The sequence below is a fragment of the Mycobacterium sp. TH-M15 genome (assembly GCF_057473705.1).
On sequence record NZ_JBYCLB010000095.1, the window covers coordinates 1 to 3056 of the forward strand.

2 protein-coding genes and 1 pseudogene are annotated in these 3056 nt (G+C 71.3%); 1 reads left to right on the forward strand and 2 read right to left on the reverse strand.

Going from position 1 to position 3056, the window contains the following annotated elements; all coding sequences use genetic code 11:
- On the forward strand, window positions 1–2039 hold a 2039-nt coding region (locus AC2VNT_RS02355; protein ID WP_486945325.1), incomplete at its 5' end, for an isocitrate lyase/phosphoenolpyruvate mutase family protein.
- A 5-nt stretch (window positions 2040–2044) separates the two neighbouring features.
- Here AC2VNT_RS02355 and AC2VNT_RS02360 read toward each other — a convergent pair.
- The gene (locus AC2VNT_RS02360; protein ID WP_486945326.1) at window positions 2045–2734 is read right to left on the reverse strand and encodes an Rv0518 family GDSL lipase; all 690 of its coding nucleotides are present in this window, start codon (window positions 2732–2734) and stop codon (window positions 2045–2047) included.
- Between the two features lie 31 nt (window positions 2735–2765).
- A pseudogene (locus AC2VNT_RS02365) lies at window positions 2766–3056 on the reverse strand (acyltransferase family protein); the annotation flags it as partial.

Genomic DNA, 3056 nt, shown 5'->3' on the forward strand with positions numbered 1-3056 from the left:
CCCCGGGCCAGGCGGTGACGATCAAGCGGATGGGAATCGAGGGGATCTACCTGGGCGGCTGGGCAACCTCCGCGAAGGGATCGATCACCGAGGACCCGGGGCCGGACCTGGCCAGCTACCCGCTGAGCCAGGTGCCCGACGAGGCCGCCGGCCTGGTGCGCGCGCTGCTGACCGCCGACCGCAACCAGCAGTACCTGCGGCTGCGGATGACCGACGCCGAACGGGCCGCCACCCCGGCGGTCGACTACCGGCCGTTCATCATCGCCGACGCCGACACCGGTCACGGCGGCGATCCGCACGTGCGCAACCTGATCCGCCGGTTCGTGGAGGCGGGCGTGCCCGGCTACCACATCGAAGACCAACGACCGGGAACCAAGAAATGCGGCCACCAGGGCGGCAAGGTGCTGGTGCCGTCCGACGAGCAGATCAAACGGCTCAACACCGCCCGATTCCAGCTGGACGTGATGCGGGTGCCCGGCATCGTCGTCGCCCGCACCGACGCGGAGGCCGGCAACCTGATCGACAGCCGGGCCGACGAACGGGATCAGCCGTTCCTGCTCGGCGCCACCAACACCGCGATCCCGCCCTACAAGGCGTGCTTCCTGGCGATGATGCGCCAGTTCCACCAGGCCGGGGTCAAAGAGCTCAACGGGCACCTGCTCTACGCGCTGCCGGAGGCCGAGTACGCGGCCGCGGACGCCTGGCTGGCCGGCCACGGCATCGCCGACGCGATCGCCGAGGCGGCCGCGGCCTGGCAGAAGGACCGCGGTCAGTCGCTCGACGCGCTGTACGACAAGGTCGAATCGGCCTTCGTGGACGCCTGGCAGGACGACGCCGGGCTGATGACCTACGGCGAGGCGGTCGCCGAGGTGCTGCAATTCAACGAACGCGAAGGTGAGCCGCGGGAGGTGAGCGCCGCCGAGTGGCGCGAGTTCGCCGGCCAGGCGCCGCTGTACACCGCGCGGCGGAGGGCGGCCGAGCTCGGTGTCGACGCCGGCTGGGACTGCGAGCTGGCCAAGACCCCGGAAGGCTACTACCAGGTCCGCGGCGGCATCCCGTACGCGATCGCCAAATCACTTGCCGCGGCGCCGTTCGCCGACCTGTTGTGGATGGAGACCAAGACCGCGGACCTCGCCGACGCGCGACAGTTCGCCGAGGCGATCCACGCCAAGTTCCCGGACAAGATGCTGGCCTACAACCTGTCGCCGTCGTTCAACTGGGACACCACCGGGATGAGCGACGAGGAGATGCGACGCTTCCCCGAGGAGATCGGCAAGCTCGGCTTCGTCTTCAACTTCATCACCTACGGCGGCCATCAGGTCGACGGTGTCGCCGCCGAGGAGTTCGCCACCGCGCTGCGCGACGAAGGCATGCTGGCACTGGCCCGGCTGCAGCGCAAGATGCGGCTGGTCGAGTCGCCGTACCGCACCCCGCAGACCCTGGTCGGCGGGCCGCGCAGCGATGCGGCGTTGCTGGCCTCGTCGGGACGCACCGCCACCACCAAGGCGATGGGCAAGGGCTCCACCCAGGTCCAGCACCTGATCCAGACCGAGGTGCCGAAGAAGCTGCTGGAAGAGTGGCTGGCGCTGTGGAGCGAGCACTACCAGCTTCCGGAGAAGCTGACCGTGCAGCTGCGGCCCCGGCGAGCCGGCTCGGACATCCTCGAACTCGGGATCTACGGCAACAGCGATGAGCCGCTGGCCAACGTGATCGTCGACCCGATCAAGGACCGGCACGGCCGCAGCATCCTCACCGTGCGCGACCAGAACACCTTCGCCGAGAAGCTGCGCCAGAAGCGGCTGATGGACCTGACCCACCTGTGGCTGATTCACCGGTTCAAGGCCGAGGCGGTGCACTACGTCACCCCGACCCAGGACAACCAGTACCAGACCGAGAAGATGAAAGCGCACGGCATCTTCTCCGATGTGCACCAGGAGGTCGGCGAGATCATCGTCGCCGAGGTGAATCAGCCGCGGGTCGCCGAGCTGCTGGCAGCCGACCGGGTCGCCCTGCAGAAACTGATCCGCAAAGCGGACTGACGCGATCAGCCGGTGCCCGGCAGCCGCGCACCGATCAGCGGCGTGATCATCTCGGCCAGGTAGGTCTGGCCGGCGTCGGTGGGGTGCACCCCGTCCGGGCCGATCAGCTCCGGCCGGCCGACGAACCAGGCACCGGCGATCGGGTCGACGAACTCGGCTCCGGCGGCGCCGGCCTGCCCGCCGACGACGTCGCGGATGCGCAGCACCTCGCCGGGCACGTCGGCGGTCGGCCACGGCGGGCCGATCACCAACAGCCGTGCCGACGGCGCCATCCGGCGGGCCAGGCCGAGCGCGTCGGCGACCGTCCGGGTCAGTTGGGCCGGGTCGACATCGCGGTCGTTGCGGGAGCCGAAGAACACCACCAGCGCGTCGTCCGAGCGTACCGACCGCGCCGCCAGGTCGCCGAACGTCGCGCCCCGGCCGCCCCGGACCCCGTAGCCGGCTCCCCCTTCGGCGGCGACGTCGGCGGAGACGTCCACGCCGCCGCCGGCCAGCGCCCGCCAGGTCCGTTCGGTCCAGCGGCCACCGCCGGCCGATCCGGCGGTGTAGGAGTCCCCGATCACCGCCACCCGGTTCACCGCGGCGTCCAGCAACGTCGTCCGGTCGTGGCGACGCGCTGCCGGGTGGCCGGCCGCTGGCCCGAGCCACGGCGCAATCGCCGTCACCGCGAGCACCGTCGCCGAGACGGCCGTCACCAGCCGGGTCACCGCCACCTCCACCGTCGTGTCACCTCGCTTGCACCGGCACCGGCCGCGGCGCCTCCAGGATGTCGTCGACCCGGTCGAGATCGATGCCGACCGGGCCGTCCGGTGCGGGCGCGGCCGGCTCGGCGGGCCGTCCGGCCCCGGCCATGCTGCGCATCCAGTGCCGGGCCGGCTCCTCGACCGCGTGGAACAGCAGCATGGCGAAGAGCACCGCGCCGGCCAGCAACCCGCTGACCACCCCGGCGCCCAGCGCGTCGGCCAACACCACCTGGAACTGCTCGGCGGCCCAGTTCCACGCGGTGTGCACCAGCTC